This window comes from Arthrobacter sp. 05T423 (assembly GCF_056396245.1).
On record NZ_JBFTLC010000016.1, the window covers coordinates 36,780 to 58,456 of the forward strand.

A 21,677-nucleotide genomic window follows, 5' to 3' on the forward strand; every position below is an offset into this window, starting at 1 on the left:
CGCCGTGAGCCGCAACCGCATAGCCCTCATCCACGGCGTCGGCCTCGACGGGTCGATGTGGGGCCCCCTTCGCGAATTCCTTGAACCGGAATACGACGTCCGGGTCCTGGAACTCCTGGGACACGGACGCCGCCCGCAGGCGCCGGTTGGGGTGACGCTTGCCGAGCTCGCGGCGGATGTCGCAGAACGGCTCGAGCCGAATACGCACCTGGTGGGCTTCTCGCTTGGAGCCCTCGTGGCCCAGCACGTTGCCAGGTTCAGGCCCGATCTGGTTGCCGGCCTGGTGTCGGTCGCCTCGGTGTGCGCGCGCACCGCCGAAGAGCACGCCGCCGTCATGGTGCGACTGGCCTCGGCGGAGTCCAATTTTCCGGCAACGGTGGAGGCATCCATCCGCCGCTGGTATCCGGAAGGGTCCGCCGTCCCGGCGGAGCTGGTCGAAGCGACGCGGGAAGTCCTGCGCAATAATGACCCGAAGTCCTTCCTGGCCTGCTACCGGGTGTTCGCCACCGCAGACGCGGAAATTGCCGCCGAACTGCCCCTGATTACCGTTCCGTCCCATGCCGTGACCGGCGAGCTGGACCCCGGGTCAACGCCCGAGATGAGCGCCCGTCTGGCCGCGGCCATTCCGGGCTCCACCTACTCCGTCATCAGCGGCTCACGCCACATGATGCCGGTGGAACGCCCCCAAGAGCTCGCCAACACGCTTACCGCTTTCATCAAGGAGCATTCACATGTCCGTTGAACGCCGCTACAACCACTTCATCAACGGGGCGTGGGTCCCGCCGTCGAGCGGTGCCTACTTCGACAGCACCAACCCGGCGACCCTCGACGTGCTGTACCAGGCCGCACGGGGTAATGCGGCCGACGTCGAACGGGCTGTCTCTGCGGCGTCCGCGGCCTTCGAGAATCCCAGCTGGCGGAACCTGAGCCAGACCAAGCGCGGGCACCTGCTCCGCCGTCTCGGTGACCTCGTGGGTGAGCGAGCAGATGAGCTCGCCCGGATGGAGAGCCAGGACAACGGCAAGCTCCTGCGGGAGATGCGGGCGCAGCTGGCGTCCATGCCGGAGTACTACTACTACTACGCCGGGCTGGCCGACAAGATCCAGGGCGACACCATCCCCGGCTCCTCGCCGGCCATCCTGAACTACACGCTGCGGGAACCGCTGGGCGTGGTGGGTGCCATCACGCCGTGGAACTCTCCCCTGACGCTGACCACCAGCAAGCTGGCCCCCGCCCTCGCGGCCGGCAACACCATCGTCATCAAGCCCTCCGAATACACCTCTGCCACCGTTCTTCGCCTGGCCGCCCTGGCCGACGAGGCTGGCTTCCCGGCAGGTGTAATCAACGTGGTCACCGGGTTCGGCGCCGAAGCCGGCGCGGCCCTGGTGGACGACGCTCGGCTGGCTAAGATCTCGTTTACCGGCAGCACCAACACCGGTGCACGGATCGCCTCGTCCACGGCATCCCGCTTCGTCGGCTCCACCCTGGAGCTGGGCGGCAAGTCCCCGAACATCGTCTTCGGCGACGCTGACATCACGAACGCGTCGATGGGTGTTGTGGCAGGCATCTTTGCCGCAGCAGGGCAGACCTGCATCGCGGGAAGCCGCGTCTTCGCCCACAAGTCTGTCTACGACGAACTGCTGGAACGCGTCGCAAACCGTGCCCGCAGCATCGTGATCGGAGATCCGCTCCTCGACGCCACCGAGCTTGGCCCGCTGGCGTTCAAGGACCAGCGCGACAAGGTGGCCAGCTACGTTGACCTCGGCGTCTCGGAAGGGGCTACCGTCCTGACCGGCGGCGGCCGTCCCAATATCCCGCTCGGCGGCTACTTTTTCGAGCCCACTGTGCTGACCGACGTCGACAATTCCATGCGTGTGGTGCGGGAAGAGATCTTCGGCCCCGTCGCGGCCATCATGCCGTTCGAAACGGAGGAAGAGGTGCTCCGGCTCGCCAACGACACCGCGTACGGACTCGCCGCCGGCGTCTGGACCACCAACCTGGCCAGGGCGCACCGGATGGCCAGCCGTCTCGAGGCCGGAACGGTGTGGGTCAACACGTACCGGGCCATGTCCCCGGCGTCCCCGCGCGAAGGTTTCAAGGCCAGCGGTGTCGGCGTCGAACACGGCATCGAAAGCATCCGTGAGTACACCAGGCTCAAGAGCATCTGGATCAACACGGACGAGTCCCCCATCGCCGACCCCTTCATCATGAGGAGCTGAACACCTTGCCTCTTATCGAAGTTTCCATCGCCCGGGGCCGGACCCCCGAGCAGCTCCGCGCGCTCATCGGCGAGCTTCACCGGGCCGCCGAGAACGCCGTGGGCGCCGCGCCGGAAAACACCACCGTCGTCATCCGCGAGATTGAGCACGAACACTGGTCCCGCGGCAACCAGACCATCGCCGAACGCAACGCGGCAGCCGCAGCCGCCGCCGACTTGGCGCCGGCCAGCATCGCCGCAGATCGAAGGAGTTCCTAATGCGCTTTTCCCTCTTCGTCCACATGGAGCGCTGGGACGAGTCCGTCTCGCACCGCGAGTGCTTCGAGAACCTGACGGAGCTCGCGCTTATCGCGGAGGCTGGCGGCTTCAGCACCGTCTGGATTGGTGAGCACCACTCGATGGAGTACACCATCTCCCCCAGTCCCATACCGCAGCTCGCCTACCTGGCAGCGCGCACGTCGCGCATCCGCTTGGGTGCCGGAACCATCATCGCGCCCTTCTGGAACCCACTCCGTGTGGCCGGCGAAACGGCGCTCCTGGACGTCATCAGCAACGGCCGGATGGAAGTGGGCCTGGCACGCGGCGCCTACCAGTTCGAGTTCGACCGCCTGATGGGCGGCATGTCGGCGGTCGACGGCGGCAAGCACCTGCGCGAGATGGTGCCGGCTGTGCGCGCCCTCTGGGAGGGTGACTACGCACACGACGGCGAGGTCTGGCAGTTCCCGACGTCCACCAGCGTGCCGAAGCCGCTGCAGAAGCCGACGCCGCCCATGTGGATCGCCGCCCGCGACATCTCCTCGCACGAGTTCGCCGTCGCCAACGGCTGCAACGTAATGGTGACGCCGCTGATGAAGGGCGACGAGGAGGTCGAGGACCTCGCGCGCAAGTTCGACACCGCCGTGGAGAACAACCCCGGCGTTCCCCGCCCGGACCTCATGGTGCTCCGCCACACCCACGTCCACCCCGCAGAGGAGCCTGAGGGCTGGCGGCGTCCGGCGGAGGGCATCCAGAAGTTCTACCGGACGTTTGATGCCTGGTTCGGCAACAAGACCACTCCGAAGAACGGCTTCCTCGAGCCCAGCCCGGCCGAGAAGTTTGCCGACCGCCCGGAGTTCACGCCGGAATCCCTGCACCAGACGGCGATGATCGGCACGCCCGAGGAGGTCATCGAACGGCTTCGCCACTACGAGGCCCTTGGCGTCACCGAGTTCAGCCTCTGGTCCGACAACAGCCTCACCCACGAGGAAAAGAAGCGTTCACTCGAGCTCTTCATCGAGCACGTGGTGCCGGCCTTTCAGGAGCAGCCCGTAGCCGCGGCACGCTGACGCCAACTGCTCGCTGATCCACTCTTAAGCCGACGACGGCGGGACGTCCCGCCGTCGTCGGCTTACGGGCCGTGACCGTACCGTGTTAGTACGCCGGGATGGCGCCCGCGGCCTTCTCGGCTTGTGTGCAGCTAGCTGCTGGTGTGCAGCTTACTGCTGGTGGGGAGCTAACTGCTGGTGTGCCGCTAACTGCTCGGGGCGCTTCAACAATGGCCAGCTGGCCGGTCTCGGGGACACCAGGAAATTGCATCTGCGGAGGCTCAACAGCGGCCACCGGCCTCTCGTGCGCGGAACGCATCCGAAGAAGGGCCACAGCCGAAATGAGGAACCAGGCGACGTTCGTGACCACGGACGGCCAGGCTTCGTGGAATGCACCATTGACAATAAAGGCACAGGAACCTAGGAGATTCGCGACCTGGAAGCCCTTGCCCGCCTTCAGCCAACCCATAGAGACAGCAAGGTACGCACTGAGTATCGCAACCGCGCCTGCCCAACCGGAGATTTCCCACAGCAGATCCATGATGTCCTTTCGGGGTTGATGCCCGGCCGCCATTCGCTGGGTGGAGTGGAGATGGCGGGCTATATGTATGTGTTTCGGAAGAGGCTCCATTGCCAAAGGCATCAGAGACCGTTCGAACGGCGTTTGCTCAGCCGCCCGGGCGGGGCCCCCTGCTGGACGGCCGTCCTGTATCCCTCACCTTTACTTTTAACAGCAATTATGAGGAAGAAGGAACTTTAGATCAATTGCATTCCACTGAAGACATGGTTTAGAACTACTTAACATGGATATCGATCCGCGCCGGCTACGAGTTCTTCTTGCAGTTGCCCGCACGGGCGGGGTGCTCGCCGCTGCCGACGAACTGGGGATCACGCCGTCGGCCGTGTCCCAGCAGCTCAACAAATTAGAGGACGAGACGGGGCACGCGCTGGTGGTCCGCACACCCAAAGGCTCGGTCTTGACACCCGCCGGCCTGGCAATAGCAGAAGCCGGAGAGGAGATAGAACGCGCACTCAGCGTCGCCCGCGCCCGGATACAGGGCGGCGCCAAGATCGCAGGGGTGGTGCGGGTGGGCGGATTTACCAGCTTTGTCCGCACGGTGGTGATCCCGCGCCTGCCCGAGTGGCGGACCCGCTACCCGCAACTGCAGATCCGGATGGTGGAGGACGACTTCCCTGCCTTGATGCGGCTGCTTCGGCAGCGCGCGCTCGACGCCGTTGTGGTCGAGCTGGATTCGACGACCTCCGGGCAACGTTCGCTTTACGCAGGGATGATCGAGGAGCCGCTGCTGGACGAGCCCTGGAAACTGGTGGTTCCCGCAGGGGCCCTGCTCAGCACCGAGAACATCGACCTTGGCCATCTGCCGCTTCCGTGGCTCGGCGTCGACTCCTCGGCAGCCAATGCTTCGGTCCTCGGCCGGCTCCGCCAGTCAACGGGTGCCCCGATGGAGACAGTCCATCAGTATCAGGACACGCTAACCGCTCTGGCACTGGTCGCGGCCGGTGAGGGGGTCGCCATCGTGCCCACCCTGGCGTTGAGCGGCATCAACCAGAATGGGGTGGACATCCTGGACGTTCCCGGCCTGGGTACCCGGCGCATCGTTCTGCGCCGGTTCGACCGGCGACGGTCAGCCAGCATGCCCGTGGACACAGTCGCGCGCCTTCTGCGGGAATCGGCCGCGGCGTTCGACACGCGATCGACATTCGGATTGGCCCCGTCCTATTTCCGGCAACCTGATCCTGGCATAGGGTGATAAGCACCACAGCTGGAAATGCGGAGTCAGGCCCGATGAGAGCAAGAGGTACGAGGATGATCCTTGGCGGCAGAGCCCCTGGGCCCCTCTCTGGCAGTCACGTCATTCCCGCCGGCCGGATATGTATGCAGAGCGGCCGGTACGCAAAAGTGGCATTTCAATCCGCGAACAAACGAAGGAGACTCTCGTGTTGCTTTGGATAGCCATCATTATCGCCGTTCTCTGGCTTCTCGGCCTGCTCGGCAACATCGGCGGCGGGTTAATTCACATACTTTTGGTAATAGCCGTGGTGGTCCTGATCTTCCACTTCATCCGTGGCAGATCTTCCCGCGTGTAGAACGGAAGCTTGTCAGCGTCAAGTCACCAATCAACGTAGTGCCATGACCAGGGGGAATGCGAGGCGAACAGACCGGTGCTCAGCCGCTGGCAGCGGCTGAGCGCCCGCCCTTGATGGTCAGGTGCAACCGGAATTTCTCAGCCCGGATTGCGTGCGTCACCTTCGGGAGCAGCCAGGGGAACAATCGGATGGTCTGGCAATCCCTGCAATTCGTCGAACCAGCGAACCACGCTGCTCCCTCCGTAGGCCCGGTTCAGCGTCTCCTGCAACCCCTCCGCCTGCTGGACGGCAAGATCCAACTGTTCGACCACCGTGGAGACGCCAACGGCGCTTTCGTTGTGATGTTCGGCAAAATGGACGCCCGGAATGGTTCGCCGATGCCATTCGGCGAGGTCGCGTAGGGCCTGCTCAATGGAACGCTGCGCGTCAAGAAGGCTGCCCACGACGTGATAGCTGCTCGACGGGCTATCCAGGCGTGTGATCCGATCGGCCAACTGGCCGGCGGCCTGCCGGAGGCTTTCGGATGCCTCGACTGCGTCTTTTGCCCTCATGCTGTACCCACTCCCTTTCCTCGCCCGTGACCAACAGTCTATAAAGGGCGCACACAGAAGGACTCCGGATGCTCCAGAGCGGCCGGGCCCCCGCCGGCTGGCACACGCCGGGCTCCTGCCGGCTGGCACACGCGGCTGACGGATCATCAAATATCCGCGGGCGCCTCCGCCAACCCTGCGCCCCCTGCCGGGCCGGGCCCGACATTGCCGGACACCAATGACGCAAAGGGAAACCTCACCCATGCTGAGAAGAACCGATAGGTCCAGGCGCATATTCTGAGGTCAGCCGTACGGCACCCGATCCGGAAGGAATCCCATGCCCGACCCCTCACGTCCCTTGCGCAGGCTTGGATTCCTCACTATTGGCCTGTTCGATCCGGTGAATCCCGCTCCTGGCCATGAATCCACCTTGCGGATCATCGAACTTGGCGAGCGGCTTGGATTCGACAGCGCCTGGCTGCGCCACCGCCATCTGCAGTTCGGCATCTCCTCCCCCATCGCGATGATGGCCGCCGCCAGCCAGCGCACCTCCCGGATCGAGCTTGGAACTGCTGTAACCCCGTTGGGCTGGGAAAACCCACTGCGCCTAGCCGAGGACCTGGCCACCGTCGATCTGCTCGCCCGGGGACGAATCAATCCGGGGCTGAGCGTGGGGGAACCCATGCACTACGGCACAGTGAAGCACGAGCTGTACCCGGATTCCTCGGAGACGGAGGACTTCGGCTACGCCCGCCTGGACCGGCTTGCCCGTCTGATCGCAGGGGAACCTGTGCGGGACTTTTCGGGAAAGCAAGGTGTGGTCGAGGAATTCTCCAACCGCGTCGAGCCGCACTCTCCCGGGCTGCGGGACCGCCTTTGGTATGGGGCGGCCAGCAGGAAGTCGGCCGTCTGGGCCGGGGCGAATGGCTTTAATCTGCTCTCCAGCAGCGTTGTCTTCCCGGAAACGAATCAGGAACCGGACTTTGCCCGCATTCAGCAATCGCAAATTCGTGCCTTCCGTGAAGCCGCCGCAACCACCGCCCGGGCGCATGGACCGGCGCGGGTCTCCCAGGGATTGGTGGTGATCCCGACCGACTCAGCGTCGCCGGGCCAGCGGGAGAAGTACCGGCGGTTCGTTGATGAACGCACTCCCCGCACACGGGTGCCGCAGGGACCCAAGGGCATGCTGTTCGCCCCGGATCTCATCGGCACCAGCGATGAAATCGCAAAGCAACTGTACGCGCACGCTGGATTCCAGGAGGTCGACGAGGTGGCCTTCGCGCTGCCTTTCAGCTTCGACCACGAGGACTATGTCCAGATCCTTACCGACATCGCCGGCACATTGGGACCCGCCCTTGGATGGACTCCGGCTGAGGTCCGGCAAGACTCGCCATAGGCGGCACGGCTCACGCCCGTCCCCTCGCTGGTCCTAGGGACCGTGTCAGAAACTTCGAGATGTTGCCGGTAAGTCGCCCGCCCATGGGGTGCTGCCACCCATGGATTCCGTGCCGGACCTCACCTAGAGAGCCGCAAACAACCCCACGGGCATGCCGGCCTTGATCTGGCCTCTGTGCCCCGCGCTTAGAATCTAACGAACTCACGTTCGGCAAGGAATTTGGACCTTTCCGCAATTCAGATGACTGTTCGCGCCATCTGCGCAGCGGGACAGCTCCGGCGTGGCCTCCATGACGGCCCTCTTTGGGATCAGCCTGGGCTTAAAGATCAACCCCTTGTCCACTCCTCGCTGTGCTGCACCGCCGACTTGAGCGTCGCTGAGGCCTTTGACCCGGGTGCCCGACGGATTCACCAACAACACAGTATGCCCATTCCCTTGAAAGTCTTTGGGAAGGCGAATAAGGAACACTCGCGACCGCCCCGCGTCGGCCGCCAGGAATTCCACTGCACCTCCACCAGTTTCACCGCACTCCGCTGGCAGCGGCGGGGGCGCGACCCTAGCTTTCGCACTCGATGCAGTATGAGTGGCCGTTGCTCTGGCGCGCGAGTTGGGACCGGTGCCGGACCAGGAAGCAGGAATAGCAGGTGAACTCATCCGCGGCCTCAGGGATGACCTGAACGATGAGTTCCTCGGAGACGATCTCTCCCCCGGGGGTCAGCCCTTCATCGAGTGCATCGGCTTCGTCCAGTTCCGTGACGACGCTGCGGGCGTCCGGAGCGTTCGCAGACTGCAATGCCTCCAGTGAACGGTCCTGAGATTCCTTGACGTCGGAACGGACTTCGTCGTAATCAGTTGCCACTTAGATGATTCTCATTTCTGACGGATTCTTTGGTGTTCTTTTCTGACGAGACTGCAACGCATACCAATGTGCCGTTGTTCCCACATCTGGAAGTGAGGCAGAGCCGGCAGGACCCGCGCAACGTGGGTGGATTGGCACCCAGCCAACCTTACTGACGGGTATGGGTTATATTCGTCGGATTCAGGGACTAGCCTTTCGACGGTGGCCTGGGGCAACGATCTTGGGCAAGGAACGGGCGGAGGACCGATTTATGGCAAAGGCAGTGGCGTTTTCCATGACGGCTATGCCCAAAAATGATGCAAAGGGCAGCTTCCGCAACACTCTTTTGAGCCTACGGACAGATGATCTCCAGGACTGCATCCTGTCCGTGTTTCATATCAGCGACTCGTACGCCCTGTTCAGCGGCGAAGCCCTCCCCGCCCCGCACACCACCAGCAACGCCGCGCTCCGGGCGTACCTGCTGCGCCGGCTCGCGGGAGACTGCAGCGGCTTGGACTTCGAGGTGAAGATCGCCCGGGTGTGAGAATCCGCCCGCTCCCGCGCGTGATCAAACACCCCCGGCCGCAGTATCGGGCCTTGCGGCTCCTGGGACGGAAGCCTTGACCCGGCAAAAGTTATCTGAGCGATAGTGCACGCGTAATGCCGACACACGAAAGGGCGCACCGACGCGGTGCACCCTTTCGGTTGTGTTCGGTTCAGTCCTTCTTGAAGGCGTCCTTGACCTTCTCGCCGGCCTGCTTCAAATCACCCTTGGCCTGATCGGCCTGGCCTTCGGCGCGCAGGCTTTCATCGCCGGATGCAGCGCCCGCTGCTTCCTTGCCCTTGCCGCCGGCCTTCTCAGCGGCGTTCTCGATCTTGTCGCCCAGTCCCATGGTGTTTCCTCCTCTGGTTACGCGGCCGTTGGATTCGGCCATACCTATAACATAAGCATGCTTAGCATTAAGTTTCAAACCTTGGGGGTACGCGACAGGAAGATGGAGCCAACCGCTGCCTGCACAATGGCTGAAGGGATCGGGACGCCGCACTCCCCCTAGTCAGTTCGCAAGGAAGAATCGCGTTCCTCCACTGAATGACGCGGATACTGGTACCGCGTCGGCGGCGGTGAACCTGATTCCACCCTCCGGGATCGGATTGGCGGGACCTTCCGGTGGACAGGCCATCATCACCAGGGACACGAGGCACTTCGAGGTTAGTTAGACATCTATCTACATTCACATGGGAAACCCCAGCCTCCCCCGCGGAGCTTGCCGGCTATACGCGGGAAGGTCCAGTCGTTCACCTCACGAATAAAGGGAGCTGGTATTGCCTTTTTGTTAGACTTCTAATAATATTTTGGGGGTGAGGTGTTCGTTCCTCCAAGGACCCGCTGGCCAAGCTGGAACGGGACGGGCGGCAGCCTCGGGAGCTTAAGAAACGGGACAACGAGGAACGCCGACGCGTGGATCACCAAAGGAGCTGTGACCGAAACGATGACCGAATCGACAACCCCGCAGGGTATGAAACTCAGCGCCATCGCTTTCGAAAAGCTCGCGAACGACTCCACGAGGGAGATGTTTCCCGAGTACGACGACGCCGCCATGGCCCTTTGCTTCAACCTGATACGTCTCGCTAACAGGATTACGACCGACCTCGAAGTCCACGTCCACCGCCCCGAAGGCCTCAGTTTTTCTGCTTTCAGGCTTCTTTTCGCTATTCGGGCGGTTGGAGCAGGGTATCCCAACGAGCTGGCAAGGCTGTCGAGCGTTTCAAACGCTTCCATGTCGAGCTTGCTCAACACCTTAGAGAAGTATGGGCTGGTGACCCGAGAGGCAGACGCCTCAGATAAGCGCAAAACGCTCGTTCGGCTCACGCCACTTGGGGAGGCGCGCGTAACAGAACTCGCGCGCAAGAACAGTCTGCGTGAAGGCGATTGGGCAGAGGGCCTCACAAGGACGGAATCAACCATCCTTACTGAACTGTTGCGGAAGCTACTGCAACACCGCCCGCCTCGTTCCTAGGACTTCCCCGGCACGGGAATCCGGAGAGCCCATGATCTTCCCTCCGCACACCCGGAACGGTCAGTTGTTCGCTGGCAACTGGACGAGGACCGCGATCCGCACAGCCCCGGCAAGTGCGGATAGGCAAATTTCAGATACAAGCGTCTAGTTCTAACGAGCTTCGACGCTGAGCGCTTACAACGAAGTGAGGAATCGGTGCAGTTTCACCATCACGGTTACGTTTCCGGGGACCCGCGGGTCCAGCCGGCAGCAGGAGTTGGCATTAACAGGCCGGCTGAGCTTCCGGGCGAGGTCGATGTGTTGATCGTCGGCACAGGGCCTGCCGGCATGCTCGCCGCCGCGCAGTTGTCCCAGTTCCCAGGCGTCACCACGCGCATCGTGGAGCGTCGCCCCGGGAGGCTCACCATTGGCCAGGCCGACGGGATCCAGACCCGCACAGTCGAGACCTTCCAGGCTTTCGGGTTTGCCGAGAGGATCATCGCTGAGGCGTACCGGATCACCGAGACGGCGTTCTGGAAGCCGGACCCCGCGGACCCCTCCCGCATCATCCGCACTGCCCGTACCCCGGATGACCCCGCTGCAGTCAGCGAGTTCCCCCACCTGGTTGTCAACCAGGCCCGTGTGCTGGACTACTTCGCCGAGTACATGGCCAGCTCCCCCGCCCGCATGTCACCCGACTATGGCCTTGAGTTCCGTTCCCTCAACGTCGCGGACGAGGAGGAGTACCCCGTCAGGGTCACCCTTCTGCACACCTCCGGACCCAACGAAGGCCAGGAGCGCATCGTGAAGGCCAAGTACGTGGTGGGCGCGGACGGCGCACGCAGCAAGGTACGGGAGTCAATCGGATGCACCCTCGCCGGAGACCAGGCCAACCACGCCTGGGGCGTCATGGATGTCCTGGCGGTCACCGACTTTCCAGATGTCCGCATGAAGTGCGCCATCCAGTCCGGTACCGGCGGCAGCATCCTCCTGATCCCCCGTGAAGGCGGCCACCTCTTCCGAATGTACGTTGACCTTGGCGAGGTGGACCCTAACAACAAGGGCGCCGTGCGCAGCACCTCCATCGATGAAATCATCGACAAGGCGAACGAGATCCTCCACCCCTACACCCTCGACGTCCGCACCATCGCGTGGCACAGCGTGTACGAGGTAGGCCACCGGCTCACTGACCGGTTCGACGACGTCCTGCCGGAGGACCGGGGCACCAGGACGCCTCGCGTGTTCATCACCGGCGACGCGTGCCACACACACAGCGCCAAGGCAGGCCAGGGCATGAACGTCTCCATGCAGGACGGCTTCAACCTCGCCTGGAAGCTCGGCCACGTCCTGGAGGGCCGAAGCCCCGAAAGCCTGCTCTCCACTTACTCCGAAGAGCGTCAGGTGGTCGCAAAGAACCTCATCGACTTCGACAAGCAATGGTCAACCCTCATGGCCAAGAAGCCCGAGGAATTCGAGGACCCCTCCGAACTGGAGGACTTCTACGTCCGCACCGCCGAGTTCCCCGCCGGCTTCATGACCCAGTACGCACCATCCATGCTGGTGGGCACGGCTGAGCACCAGGACCTGGCCGCCGGCTTCCCGGTCGGCAAGCGGTTCAAGTCAGCCCCGGTGATGCGGGTCGCGGACGCAAACCCTGTCCACCTGGGCCACCATGCCACGGCGGACGGCCGTTGGCGCATCTATGTCTTCGCCGACTCGGCTGCGCCGCAGACGCCCCAGGCCGTCGCCGAGTCGCCCACCGAGAGGTTCGCCGACTGGATCACCACCTCGCCGGACTCCCCCCTTGCCGCCACACCGGAGGGCGCGGACCTCGACGCCTGGTTTGACGTGAAAGTGATCTACCAGCAGGACCACACAACCGTCGACATCGCTGACGTTCCGGCAGTGTTCAAACCCCAAGTCGGCCCGTTCCAGCTCACGGAATACGAGAAGATCTACGCCACAGACCCGACGGCAGACATCTTCGAACTGCGCGGTCTTGACCGCGGCGGCGTCGTCGTGGTCGTGCGCCCGGACCAGTACGTCGCAAACGTCCTTCCGCTCACGGCAACGGCCGAACTCGCCGCGTTCTTTGCACCCCTCCTGCAGCCACGGCGCCAGAAGGAGCTTTCATCCGCGGCGCTGCCCGGTGGGCCGGCCATCGCTCCGGTTACGTCGCTCTCCGCCTGACCAAGCCTGTCGGGTTCCACCGGCAAATACTGCACCTCATCCGCCCCCCCGGGTTACACCGCTCCCCCCCAACTGGAGAACCATGAGCCTGTCCACCCACAGTTCAAAGGCGAACCAACGCCGCGTCGCCTTCGCCACCGTCATCGGCACCACCGTTGAATGGTACGACTTCTTCATCTACGCCACGGCCGCTGGCCTGGTGTTCGCACAGCTATTCTTCGAACCGGCCGGCGCCTCCATCGGTCTGCTGTTGTCGTTCGCCTCCGTGGGGATCAGCTTCCTCTTCCGGCCCCTCGGCGCCTTCCTCGCCGGCCACTACGGCGATAAAATCGGCCGGCGCGCCATGCTCGTGCTGACGCTGGTCCTCATGGGCGCGGCAACTACCTTGGTCGGTTTCCTGCCGACCTACGCGACCGCTGGCGTTACTGCCCCGGTCATGCTCCTGTTGCTGAGGATCCTGCAAGGCATCTCCGCCGGCGGTGAATGGGGAGGCGCCGTCCTGATGGCAGTCGAGCACGCCCCCCGTGGCCGCCGCGGACGGGCCGGGGCGTTCCCCCAGCTGGGCGTTCCGCTGGGGCTGCTACTGGCATCCGGTGTTACGGCCCTCATGACCGGCGTGATTTCCCCTGGAGCCGCCTTCCTCCAGTGGGGATGGCGGGTGCCCTTCCTGCTAAGCATCGTGCTTATTGCCGTCGGCTACTTCGTACGCCGTGCGGTGGACGAATCCCCCGTCTTCCAGGAAATCGCCGCAGCAAAGAAACAGCCCAGAATACCGATCGTGGAGCTGTTCCGGCGCCACGGACTGCTCGTGATCATCGCTGCCCTGATCTTCGCAGGCAACAACGCGGCAGGGTACATGGCAACCGGTGGCTTCATCCCAAGCTACGCGTCCAGCCCCGCTGTCGGTCACGGACGCACCGACGTGCTCGTCGCAATCGCTTATGGTTCTGCCGTCTGGCTCGCCTGCACCTACCTCGCCGGATACCTCTCTGACAGAATCGGCCGCAAGCGGACGTATTTGGTTGGATTCAGCGCTCAACTGCTGGCTTGCTTCCCGCTCTTCTGGCTGATCAACACCGGATCCCTGCCGATGCTCTATCTGGCGCTGACCATCTTCAGCTTCGGGTTGGGACTGGCCTACGGCCCCCAGGCTGCCCTGTACTCAGAAATGTTTCCCGCTTCGGTGCGTTTCTCCGGCGTCTCCATCTCCTACGCACTTGGTGCGATCCTCGGCGGCGCCTTCGCCCCGACAATTGCCACAGCTCTGGTCCAGGCCACAGGCGGAACCGAGGCCGTCTCCCTGTATCTGGTCGGGATGACCCTTGTCTCGCTCGTAGCCGTCTCCATGGTGCGGGACCGCTCAGGCATTGACCTTTCCATCCGGAATCAGGCCGAACAGGAAGTCGGAGCGCTCGTCTTTGACCGCCGAACCGCCGACGCCTCGAATGAGGCCGCCCGGACCTCCTGATCACACCTCCGGGTGGGGCCGGGACTAACCAAAAGCGCCCGGCCCCAGCCAATAGGTAGGCAAAGCGTTCCTGAAGTTTCCCACTGTGGCCCGCCTCTTATGGAAGTGGTGCCCCGAGACCATGACGCGGGGCGCGCTTGGTTCTGCCCGTGCGGCCAGGGTGATCGGCGGCGTTGCCAGCCAGCCTTTAAATTGGCGAAGCTACGGTCAAATAGCGGTTGACCGAAGCTCCAGCTGTATTATGCCCCGCAGATCTTGAAGCTCCCTGGGAAGACGGCCAACGAACACTCGCGACCGCCCGCGTCGGCACCGGAGGACTCACCACACCGCCACAAGCTTCACCGCGCTCCGCTGGCAGCGGCCGGGGCGCCCCCGTAGCCTTCGCACTCAATGCAGTATGAGTGGCCGTTGCTCTCGCGCGCGAGTTGGGACCGGATGCCGAACCGGCAGGTTCCGATCCATGAAGCTCGCGCCAGAGGAGCAACTGCCGGTCCAGCCTCCTGCGCTTCGGACCGCGGTCATCCTGGGATTCCTGCCATCGACGCCGCCCCGTTCTATGGACATTCGCTCAGACCGGACCGATGATGCTGTCATTCAGGTATGGGCAAGTCCGCGGTTCGCGTTTGGTCTCGTCCAAGATCTGCGGGTGATTCGATGTACTGATCCTCGGCGTCGGCGCCGGTCCCGTCGCTGTGGCCCTTCGATACGGCGCCGGTGTGCCGGCATTGAGCTTCTAGGAGAGATGCCATGAATACGGCCAAGAGTACGGCGACGGGGCGAGGACTGGAAGTCCGGTCGATCGACTACGTTCCCCTGACTGAGAGGCACGGAAAGGTCTCGCACATTGGCCCGCTGTGGTTCATGAGCAACGCTCAGATAGCCACGCTCGCGGTAGGGCTGATCAGCATCACGACTGGCGGGAACCTCATCTGGTCCTTGATTGCGATTGCTATCGGCGTGCTGGTTGGCACCCTGTTCATGGCAGCGCACTCCTCACAGGGCCCGCAGCTGGGATTGCCTCAAATGATCCAGTCCCGCCCCCAGTTCGGGTATGTGGGCGCCCTGCTCGTGTGGCTGTTCGCCTATCTTCAGTATGCGGGGTTCAACGTCTTCAACACGGTCCTGGCCGGCCAGGCCGTGGCAGGATCAATGCACATAGGAAACGAAACACTCTGGTTCTGGGTCGTCACGATCATCGCCGCCGCCGTCGCGCTTTTCGGCTATGACCTGATTCACGGTTTCGAACGGTATCTGACGTACCTGACCATCATCATGTTGGCGCTGCTGACACTGGCGGTTCTCACCCACCTCGACGTTCCCAGCGGCGCATTCGATATGGCCGGTTTTCAACTGGTCCCGTTCCTAGGACAGCTGGGCGTGGCCGCCGGCTACCAGATTTCATGGGCCATATATGTGTCGGACTATTCGCGCTACCTCCCGCCCGAATCCGGCCGCGGGACCTTCAAATGGACGTTCTGGGGCAGCGCCTTGGGTGGTATCTGGGTCATGTTCCTGGGCTCATTCATCGCGGCGGGAGCCGGCAAGGACTTCGAGACCATCGGCTCGATCCAGGGGACCGCCGACAAGCTGTTCCCAGGTTTCGGGTCGATAGCGTTGTTCATCGCCGCCCTCGGACTCCTGTCGGTTACGGCGTTAAACATGTACGGCGGGTCCCTTACGCTGATCTCGTCCATCGACAGCCTGCGCCGTATCCGGCCCACCGTCAAAATCCGCGTCCTCACCATTGTCGTCACTGCGGCGATATCGCTCGTCTTTGCCAACATTGCATCCGCAGATTTCCTCGCCAACTTCAACGATTTCCTGCTCCTGGTGCTGTACTTCTTCATCCCCTGGACGGCGGTTAATCTCACCGATTATTTCATCGTCCGCAAGGGCCACTACGCTATCGCGGAAATCTTCCACGCCCACGGGATTTACGGGCGTTGGGGATGGCCGGGAATTCTCTCTTACCTGGCGGGCTTTGCAGTCATGATTCCCTTCTTCTCCGCCGGAAAACTCTTCGTCGGGCCAGCTGCGGAAGCCATGGGCGGCGCTGACATCTCTCTCTTCATCGGCCTGCCCGTCGCGGCCATCCTGTACTGGGCACTGACACGCAGCATCGACACGGAGGCGGAAATGCGCCTTGCCGAGTCTCAGGCGGCGGAACTGGAGGAGGCAGCGAGGATACACGTCGAGCCCTGAAAGCCCACGCCTGCAGCCGCGGCCCGCGCTTTCCCATAAACGGCGGGTGAGCCGGCATCGTTCTGGCTTGGCCGAAGGGCCGCATCCTGCTCTCTGGCCCGCACACTATAGGGCAACGTCGATAGACGATCTCGTCCGAGAGGTGCACGACTTACCTTCGCAGCTCCCGCCGCGTTGGCTGATAATGAGACAACGCCAGCACGGTCAAGGGCAGCGGTCAGATGAACACTCAGGTGTACCCCTCGGACTCGGTGCTTAGATCTTCGCCGTGGGGTCGAATCGGCGACCCAAGTCTCCGCCATTGACAGGAGCCGGCTCCGGACGAGGAAAGACCCCGCAGTACGAGTCCGCACTGCAGGGTCCTTCCAGGTCGATGCATCCGCGAATGGGTGTTCACGGAGACACTGCAACCTAATATCGTCAGCAAACCTGGTTTCCAAACGGTGCGAGCCGCTCCTGCGATTCTTCGCCCCAATGGAAAGGACCAGGTCCAGGAAGACGAGCTGACCGGGACGCGCGGAACGCGCTCCCCGGCCAAACGTCCGACCTAGGCCTTGTAGCCCGACGGCGGGGTGAGCACGCCCCGTTCGATGAGCTTTTCGATATTGGCAGCCCGTGTGGCATCTTCCCGGGCCAGCCAGCCTTCGCTCGGGGGTGTGTCGAGGTACTGGTTCTTCGGGTAGATCGGGTTGTCGTAGATGACCCGGTACTGCTCGGTTCGCAGGTCCTTGAACTGGTTGTACAGGCCGTTCGCGACACGGGCCCGGCGGAGCGCTTCGATGTCGATTGTGGTGCAGACGAACGAGTCGCCCGATGTCCAGCCCTGCTGCTTGGTCAGGATCTGGCCCCGCGGACCGACGATCATGGACTGGCCGCCGAACAGGTCCTGCATGCTCCCGTCCTCGCGGACTTCGGGTCCCAGGTTTGGAGCGACGACATACGCCGAGTTGAACATCGCGTGCGCCCGGTTCTGCAGTTCCCACATTCCGTTCTGCACAGCCGGCTCGATCAGCGTGCCCCGGATTATGATCTCGGCGCCGTTCATCGCGAGCCCACGCCCCACCTCGGGGTAGATACCCTCGTGGCAGATGGCGTAGCCGATGTTGCCGATCTCGGTCTTAGCCACAGGGAAAATGGCGTCCATTGCATTGCCGTTGCCCTTCTTTTCAATCCACTCGTCCCACACGTCGTGCGGGTTCATGTTGCCAAGCATGCCGCCCTCGTAGGCATCACTGTTGGCCTTGTAACGCTTGTAGATAATTTCGCCCTGCGGATCGATGATAAAGGCGACATTGAAGTGGCGGTCCGGGAAGTCCTCATCCTTCACCATGTACAGCTCCGCGGCGATGTAGGTGTTGAGTTCTACCGCTTTTTTCGCCAGTTCGTCGGTCTCGGGACCAGGGATCGTCACGGCAAAGTGGCGCTCCTTTTCGCGGTTCCCTGGCGTGTTGGCGATCATGCCCTGGATCGCCATTTCGGGCAGGACGACCAGCTTGACCGGAGAGCCCTCCCAGGCCCCGACCATGACTGCCGTGTCGATGAACTCGTTGATGCGCTTGACGTTGGCTACGCCGTCGCCGGGATTTTTCACATTGATGGTCCGCGGCGAGACTGCCACGACGACAAAGGGATCGACCATTGTTTTTCTCTCTTTTCTCTTCTTCGAGTACCTGAGTTAGCGCTAACTCAAGGTATTCCGTTTAGGTAGGGAATTACAAGACCTTGCGGTCACCGATTTTCAGGGAGCGGGCCAGAGCCCTCTAGCCCCGGGGTTTGGGGCTCCGCTCTCTGTTGGGGAGTTCAGCCCTGGGTATGGCTGTAGGTAGCGGGCGCGGTTCGTGTTAGCGCTTTCGCGGCGATGCTGTGGTGTCCCGAAGCATGAGGCGCGGTTCCAGCAGGGGGATGTCTCCCTCTGCCTCCTCTTTGATCATGGCCAGGATCCGACTGACAGCGATGTGGCCGATAGCTTCGAAATCAAGCCGTACGGTCGTTAGTGCCGGGCGAAAGAAGGGTGCTTCTTTGACGTCGTCGAATCCCACCACGCTGACGTCGCCCGGCACGTCGCGCCCGGCCTCGTCCAGGGCCTTGATCACTCCCAGCGCGAAGGGGTCGTTGGCGGCAAAGACCGCCGTGACGTCCTTCCTTGCGGCGAGTTCGCGACCGACACGGTATCCCTCTGCGGCTGACCAGTCGGACGTTGCGAGCGGCTCCGGAACAAAGCGTCCGGCTGCCCCCAGCTCCGCTGCCCATCCCTGGACCCGGGCGGATGTTGCCATCCACCCCGGCGGGCCTTGAACGTGCCACACTGTTTCGTGCCCGAGGTCCAGCAGGTGGCGCACCACCATCCGGGCCCCCCGCACTTCGTCAACGGACACACTGGTCGGGCTCGGCTGCGACCCTTGCTGGAAGGTCACCACGGGGACGCCGATGTCGAGGCCCTCGAGCACGGTGATCGCATCCAAAAGGGGCGCGAGCACGATTACACCGTCAACCGTGTCCGAGTTGATGGACTCGAAGGCAGCCCGGATATCATGCCGTTCCAGACTGGCCAGCGTGACTAAACGCGTCGCATAGCCATGTTGCCGGGCTTCCTCGGAAATACCGTACAGAGCCACCGTCGGTCCGAGGACCGACAGTTCGAAACTGACAACGCCGATCGTCATCGTCCGGTTGCTGGCAAGTGCCGCGGCCGCGGGATTCCGGCGGTACCGCAGTTGTGCGATGGCGTGCTCGACGCGTTGACGGATGTCCGGGTCCACATTGGTTGCCCCCCTGACAACCCGTGACACCGTCTGCTGGGACACCCCAGCGAGCCGGGCAACGTCGGACATCCGCGCAGCCTTCGACCTGGAGGCCAGCCGCTCCCCGCGCCCATTGGGATTTCGGGCTTCGGAGGGCGCGGGAGTCGTGGACACCACTCCATTATCCCCGCCTACCCCCGCCCGGCCCGTCATGGTGACCCCGGGCGTTGCGCCGGCCGTCACGGGCGCCGGTACCGCAACACCTCGGGATGCTGATCGTACGGCCACTCCGCCCCCTCCACCATGTACTTACGGGTCGTGTAGCTGCCGTCCATGGTTGACGCCAGCGACGGGGGCCCGTCAAAGCCGATGACACCCCAACCGACCCGGTTCTCGTTGCCGCCGTACACCGGGTCACCGTAAAACCCCTGGCGGGTGTTCAGTACGAGCAGCGGGAAGAACTCCAGAAAGTCCTCGTTGACCGGCTGGTTGCCTGCCGGCGCACCCCCGAGCCCGGCTTCGGAGTGCTCCAGCGAGAAAGCGGCCGGTTTCGTGGCGCCCGCAAGCGTCTCGAGCACCGCGTCCTGGTCCTCTTCCGAAAGCCCGAGGAACTCGACGTCAGCACGCTCTTTCGCCAGCCGGTCCAACTCCACGACGCCTTCGCGGTAAAACTCCCGGCGCTGCTTGATGCGCTCCTGCCACGCGGTCTCGTCGCGGCCCTCCATGCGGAGGAACCCGTTGCCGTCCGCAGCCGGGAAGATGAACTGTGTTCCGGCCAGCATCCGGTCGATGAAGCGCACGACCTTGGCCTCACGCGCGCCCGGGTGGTGGTCGGTGGGGATGATCCGGGCCGTTGCCGCCTCGATCGTGTTCCACTCGTGTTCGGTGAAGAAGACGGGGCCGTCGACGTCCCGCGTTGAGATGGGCACCGTGGCCCATTCCGCCTGTCCCATGTGGCATCTGTCCTTTCGTGTCCTGTGAAGTGTGAATTAGTTTTCTGACCAGCCGTGGCGGTCGACCTGGAGGATGCGGTCCGAGCACCGCCAGGCGTTGGCCATGATCGTCAGGGCCGGATTGATGCCGGTCGCGGTCGGGAAGAAACTTGCGTCGAAGACATAGAGGTTTGGTACCTCGTGCGTGCGGCACCAGCGGTCGACGACGGACGTTGCCGGGTCTTTGCCCATCCGTGCGGTGCCCAGTTCGTGCGAGGTGTTGCCCGTGATCCGCTCCATGTTGACCGGGATGACCTTTTTCGCCCCGGCGGCCTCGAGGATTTCCCCGTTTTTGGCGACCTGCCAGCGTTCCTGGGCGAAGTCGTTGGAGTGGGGGGTGTGGGTAATGCGGGCTACCGGCAGGCCCCATGCGTCCTTGACGTTCGGGTCAAGGTCGACGCGGTTGTCCTCGACCGGCAGATCGTGCAGCAGGACGCCGATCTTCATGCTGTGGTTGAAGAACTCGCGGTCTGCATCCTTGGCAGCGTGGCCCCAGGTGGGCCGGCCCGGGAAGCTCCAGTTCACCGGGTGGCCGATCATCGACGGGAAGATGAGCGATCCGAGAATGTGGCCGCGGCTTTCGTCCGTTTCGTAGAAGTCGAACGAACACAGGCTCATGTAGTGGCCCGCCCACCCGTACAGAGGGTCGCTGACCTCACGGTCGAACAAGCCGACCGAGAAGGAGTACTGGTGGAAGGTGGCGTTCTTGCCGACCATGCCGTTGCCGTTGCCCAGGCCGTCCGGGAAGAGCCCTGACTTCGACATGAGCAGAAGCCGGGGGGTTTCGATGCCGCCGCCGCAGACGATTACGGCTTTCGCGTGCTGGACGAACTCGTCGCCGTCTTCGTCCTGGTAGCGGACACCGGTGGCGCGGCCGTCCTTGCCGACGAGGATCTCGCTGACGTAAGAGTCGGAGCGGAGGTCGTAGCGCCCGGTCGCGACCGCGTCCGGGATGAAGCTGATCAGTGTGGAGGACTTGCCGTTGCCCGGGTCGGGGTACTGCTGCCAGAAGCCGTTCTCGCTGAACGGTTGGCGGCCGCGGTAGGGTTCGGTAACCATGCCCTGGGGCATGGGGAAGGTGCTGTGGCCGAGCTTGGACATCGCGGTGGCGAAGGTCCGGCCGATCTGGCTCAGCGGTGACGGCTTGGTCGGGTAGCCGCGGCTGCGCCACGCCTCCCACTTGTTCGCCCCCGCCAGGCCCGACGTGCCGAACTCCCACTCGACCCGCGTGTAGTACGGCTCCAGCTCGTCATAGGAGATGGGCCAGTCGACCAGGCTCGCGCCCGGAACGTCGCCGTGCAGGCTTCGCAACTTGAAATCGCTCTCCGCCATGCGCGGCACCATGCCACCCCAGTGGGTCGTGCCCCCGCCGACCACCTGCGGCGTGGCAGAGAAGTTGGTGATCTCAGCCTCGACCGTGTCGTTCGGACGGTAAGTCCGTGGTTTCACCTTCGGGTCCTGCCAGATGAAGTTCCGGTTGAGGAACTTAAGCTCGTCTCCCGAGGCGTGCTCGGGCTTCAACCATGGGCCTCGCTCGAGGCCCACCACCTTCAGGCCAGCCTCGGACAGCACCTTTGCCGCGGTGGCCCCGCCGGCGCCTGCGCCGACGATGACGACGTCCACCGGCTCAGGCTGCTTCTTCCTGGTCATTGCTTCGTTTCCTTTCGTAAATTCCTGCTTCGCGCCCCGGCG

At 63.4% G+C, this 21,677-nt stretch carries 20 protein-coding genes; 12 read left to right on the forward strand and 8 right to left on the reverse strand.

Going from position 1 to position 21,677, the window contains the following annotated elements; all coding sequences use genetic code 11:
• Nucleotides 1-4 precede the first annotated feature (4 nt).
• From AC1DFE_RS13195 to AC1DFE_RS13210, 4 genes are read left to right on the forward strand one after another with little or no spacing between them, the layout of a single operon-like run.
• Nucleotides 5-742 carry an alpha/beta fold hydrolase gene (locus AC1DFE_RS13195; protein WP_476906326.1) on the forward strand — a complete coding sequence of 246 codons (738 nt, stop codon included), beginning with the start codon at nt 5-7 and terminating at the stop codon, nt 740-742.
• Complete coding sequence (locus AC1DFE_RS13200) at nt 732-2,219, forward strand: aldehyde dehydrogenase (protein WP_476906327.1); 1,488 nt, start codon at nt 732-734, stop codon at nt 2,217-2,219. The genes AC1DFE_RS13195 and AC1DFE_RS13200 overlap by 11 nt, the downstream gene beginning before the upstream one ends.
• A gap of 5 nt (nt 2,220-2,224) precedes the next feature.
• Nucleotides 2,225-2,476, forward strand: a complete 252-nt coding sequence (locus tag AC1DFE_RS13205) for a tautomerase family protein (RefSeq protein ID WP_476906328.1) — start codon at nt 2,225-2,227, stop codon at nt 2,474-2,476.
• Nucleotides 2,476-3,543 carry an LLM class flavin-dependent oxidoreductase gene (locus AC1DFE_RS13210; RefSeq protein WP_476906329.1) on the forward strand — a complete coding sequence of 356 codons (1,068 nt, stop codon included), beginning with the start codon at nt 2,476-2,478 and terminating at the stop codon, nt 3,541-3,543. The genes AC1DFE_RS13205 and AC1DFE_RS13210 overlap by 1 nt, the downstream gene beginning before the upstream one ends.
• A gap of 85 nt (nt 3,544-3,628) precedes the next feature.
• Here AC1DFE_RS13210 and AC1DFE_RS13215 read toward each other — a convergent pair whose 3' ends face one another.
• Nucleotides 3,629-4,063 (reverse strand): CBU_0592 family membrane protein, encoded by a 435-nt coding sequence (locus AC1DFE_RS13215; RefSeq protein ID WP_476906330.1) that lies wholly within the window; start codon nt 4,061-4,063, stop codon nt 3,629-3,631.
• 262 nt (nt 4,064-4,325) lie between these two features.
• On the opposite strand from AC1DFE_RS13215, the gene AC1DFE_RS13220 reads away from it, so the two are divergent.
• Nucleotides 4,326-5,294 carry a LysR family transcriptional regulator gene (locus AC1DFE_RS13220; protein WP_476906331.1) on the forward strand — a complete coding sequence of 323 codons (969 nt, stop codon included), beginning with the start codon at nt 4,326-4,328 and terminating at the stop codon, nt 5,292-5,294.
• 187 nt (nt 5,295-5,481) lie between these two features.
• Complete coding sequence (locus AC1DFE_RS13225; protein WP_476906332.1) at nt 5,482-5,631, forward strand: lmo0937 family membrane protein; 150 nt, start codon at nt 5,482-5,484, stop codon at nt 5,629-5,631.
• Nucleotides 5,632-5,768: 137 nt separating this feature from the next.
• Here the strand turns inward: AC1DFE_RS13225 and AC1DFE_RS13230 are convergent, their stop codons facing one another.
• The gene (locus AC1DFE_RS13230; protein ID WP_476906333.1) at nt 5,769-6,182 is read right to left on the reverse strand and encodes a hypothetical protein; all 414 of its coding nucleotides are present in this window, start codon (nt 6,180-6,182) and stop codon (nt 5,769-5,771) included.
• Nucleotides 6,183-6,498: 316 nt separating this feature from the next.
• Here AC1DFE_RS13230 and AC1DFE_RS13235 point away from each other — a divergent pair, with 316 nt between their 5' ends.
• Nucleotides 6,499-7,557, forward strand: a complete 1,059-nt coding sequence (locus AC1DFE_RS13235) for an LLM class flavin-dependent oxidoreductase (protein WP_476906334.1) — start codon at nt 6,499-6,501, stop codon at nt 7,555-7,557.
• Nucleotides 7,558-8,113: 556 nt separating this feature from the next.
• Here AC1DFE_RS13235 and AC1DFE_RS13240 read toward each other — a convergent pair.
• Nucleotides 8,114-8,416, reverse strand: coding sequence for a DUF4193 domain-containing protein (locus AC1DFE_RS13240; RefSeq protein WP_476906335.1), 303 nt, complete (start codon nt 8,414-8,416; stop codon nt 8,114-8,116).
• A gap of 250 nt (nt 8,417-8,666) precedes the next feature.
• Between AC1DFE_RS13240 and AC1DFE_RS13245 the strand changes: the two genes are divergently transcribed.
• Nucleotides 8,667-8,939, forward strand: a complete 273-nt coding sequence (locus tag AC1DFE_RS13245; protein ID WP_476906336.1) for a hypothetical protein — start codon at nt 8,667-8,669, stop codon at nt 8,937-8,939.
• Between the two features lie 172 nt (nt 8,940-9,111).
• Here the strand turns inward: AC1DFE_RS13245 and AC1DFE_RS13250 are convergent, their stop codons facing one another.
• On the reverse strand, nt 9,112-9,288 hold the full coding sequence (locus AC1DFE_RS13250) for a CsbD family protein (protein ID WP_190605786.1): 177 nt from the start codon (nt 9,286-9,288) through the stop codon (nt 9,112-9,114).
• Between the two features lie 585 nt (nt 9,289-9,873).
• Between AC1DFE_RS13250 and AC1DFE_RS13255 the strand changes: the two genes are divergently transcribed.
• The 4 genes from AC1DFE_RS13255 (at nt 9,874) to AC1DFE_RS13270 (ending at nt 16,252) form a co-directional block, all read left to right on the forward strand.
• Nucleotides 9,874-10,413 (forward strand): MarR family winged helix-turn-helix transcriptional regulator, encoded by a 540-nt coding sequence (locus tag AC1DFE_RS13255; RefSeq protein ID WP_476906337.1) that lies wholly within the window; start codon nt 9,874-9,876, stop codon nt 10,411-10,413.
• A 195-nt stretch (nt 10,414-10,608) separates the two neighbouring features.
• Nucleotides 10,609-12,582 carry an FAD-binding monooxygenase gene (locus AC1DFE_RS13260; RefSeq protein WP_476906338.1) on the forward strand — a complete coding sequence of 658 codons (1,974 nt, stop codon included), beginning with the start codon at nt 10,609-10,611 and terminating at the stop codon, nt 12,580-12,582.
• An 82-nt stretch (nt 12,583-12,664) separates the two neighbouring features.
• A complete protein-coding gene (locus AC1DFE_RS13265; RefSeq protein ID WP_476906339.1) occupies nt 12,665-14,050 on the forward strand; it encodes an MFS transporter in 1,386 nt (461 codons plus the stop codon).
• A 747-nt stretch (nt 14,051-14,797) separates the two neighbouring features.
• Entirely contained in the window at nt 14,798-16,252 is a 1,455-nt protein-coding gene (locus tag AC1DFE_RS13270) for a purine-cytosine permease family protein (protein ID WP_476906340.1), read from the forward strand.
• A gap of 547 nt (nt 16,253-16,799) precedes the next feature.
• On the opposite strand, the gene AC1DFE_RS13275 is transcribed toward AC1DFE_RS13270, so the two are convergent.
• From AC1DFE_RS13275 to AC1DFE_RS13290, 4 genes are all read right to left on the reverse strand, one after another.
• Nucleotides 16,800-17,891, reverse strand: coding sequence for a nitrilase-related carbon-nitrogen hydrolase (locus tag AC1DFE_RS13275; protein ID WP_476906341.1), 1,092 nt, complete (start codon nt 17,889-17,891; stop codon nt 16,800-16,802).
• 202 nt (nt 17,892-18,093) lie between these two features.
• Complete coding sequence (locus tag AC1DFE_RS13280) at nt 18,094-19,083, reverse strand: LacI family DNA-binding transcriptional regulator (RefSeq protein ID WP_476906342.1); 990 nt, start codon at nt 19,081-19,083, stop codon at nt 18,094-18,096.
• 149 nt (nt 19,084-19,232) lie between these two features.
• Nucleotides 19,233-19,946, reverse strand: a complete 714-nt coding sequence (locus AC1DFE_RS13285; RefSeq protein WP_476906343.1) for a gluconate 2-dehydrogenase subunit 3 family protein — start codon at nt 19,944-19,946, stop codon at nt 19,233-19,235.
• A gap of 36 nt (nt 19,947-19,982) precedes the next feature.
• On the reverse strand, nt 19,983-21,635 hold the full coding sequence (locus tag AC1DFE_RS13290) for a GMC family oxidoreductase (protein ID WP_476906344.1): 1,653 nt from the start codon (nt 21,633-21,635) through the stop codon (nt 19,983-19,985).
• Nucleotides 21,636-21,677 lie beyond the last annotated feature (42 nt).